The following is a 1,492-nucleotide window of genomic DNA, read 5'->3' as shown; positions in this document are numbered from 1 at the left end:
ATTTTGATAGAAAAAAGACGCAACCTTTGAAGAAGACCTCGCCAGCAACGTTTCGGAAATAAAGAACTCATTCAAAATCTTGCGAATTCTGCGCGAAGCAATTAATATACAAAGATACAACAGCATTGAGAGGTCGAATCAATGGCTACCCTAACTTATTGCAAAGGCTTGCCCACACCAGCAGATGAACTCAACGAACTAGGATTTACAGATTTCGAGATGTTCTTAGAAGCTTACGCCCCAATTTTTAGGGCTGCAAGTATTGAAACAGTCAACCACTTACTTTTAAATACAGGATTCAAGAAGTCCGAATGGAACACACACTTACAACAAACTTACGGTATCAATAAGCGCCACGCAAATGGCGTGATTAGCTCCGCCAAAGGTCGTGTAGACGGCGCTAAAGAACACAGGATTCAACATATAAAAACTCTTGAGGGGAAGATTAAATCTATTAGTGCGTGGCTCAAAAAAGCCGAACGCAAACTGGTATTAGCTCGTAAATTTTATGCCAATAAAAAATGGCCAAACTCAAAGACAGGCTGCAATTTTCCCATAGCCTGCTCGCTCCAGTATAAGTCTACAAATTGGCAGAACTTACGCTTTCAAATACATAATAAAAAGCGCAGAATGACTCTGTTGACTAACAGAATTAAACACTTAAGAGTCAAGCCAATCAAAGTTTTCATCCCTCATGGCGATATTTTTGTTGTCGGCTCTAAAGACGAGTCTTTCGGCAATCAAGTCTCCCAGTGGAATGGGAAAAAAATAAGTTTTAGAGTCCCCAAATATTTAGAATCACGATTTGGAAAAACTGTGTCTTCTGAGGTTGGTGATTTCAATCGCAACATAAATAGGCTACCAGAATGCGGGGCGTATACCTGGCATTTCTATCGCAAGAACGGAAAGTGGGTTATTGCCGTGCAGTTTACTCCAAATCCCGTGAATCAAGTTTCTAGAGAGAGGATGTCCGGTTGCATTGGAATCGACATGAATCCCGGTTCTATTGGATGGGCTTATGTCGATACTGAAGGAAATCTCAAAGCTAAAGGGCAGATTCCATTGCAGATGGGCTTACCTAACGGCAAGCAACAAGCTCAGATTGTTGATGCTTGCCTGCAACTAGCAACGAAAGCCACGGAATTTGAATGTCCCGTGGTTTGTGAAGAACTTGATTTCTCAACAAAAAAGCAATCACTGGGAGAGAAAGGTAGAAAATATGCCCGGATGCTGTCGGGATGGGCATACAGCGAGTTCTACAAACAACTCTGTTCTATTTTGTTGAATCGTGGAATTGAGTTGATTGCGGTCAATCCAGCTTATTCAAGTATTATTGGATTGGTAAAATACCTAAAAATGTATGGCTTAGCCAGCGACGAATCAGCCGCACTGGTAATTGCTCGCAGGGCTATGAAATTAGGTGAAAAAATACCTCGCTCCTTAACCGCCTATTCTGAGGTGAACTCGGAAAAGCACGAGGAGAGCGAGTGGA

1 protein-coding gene is annotated in these 1,492 nt (G+C 42.0%); it reads left to right on the top strand.

Annotation, left to right across the window (positions count from 1 at the left end):
- Nucleotides 1-141 precede the first annotated feature (141 nt).
- Nucleotides 142-1,492, top strand: a 1,351-nt coding sequence (locus AACV78_RS15070) for a hypothetical protein (protein WP_194013149.1), incomplete at its 3' end; no start/stop codon positions are given.

The sequence above is a fragment of the Tychonema sp. LEGE 07196 genome (genome assembly GCF_963890365.1).
Lineage (GTDB): Bacteria > Cyanobacteriota > Cyanobacteriia > Cyanobacteriales > Microcoleaceae > Microcoleus.
This window is presented reverse-complemented; position numbering and strand designations above follow the sequence as displayed.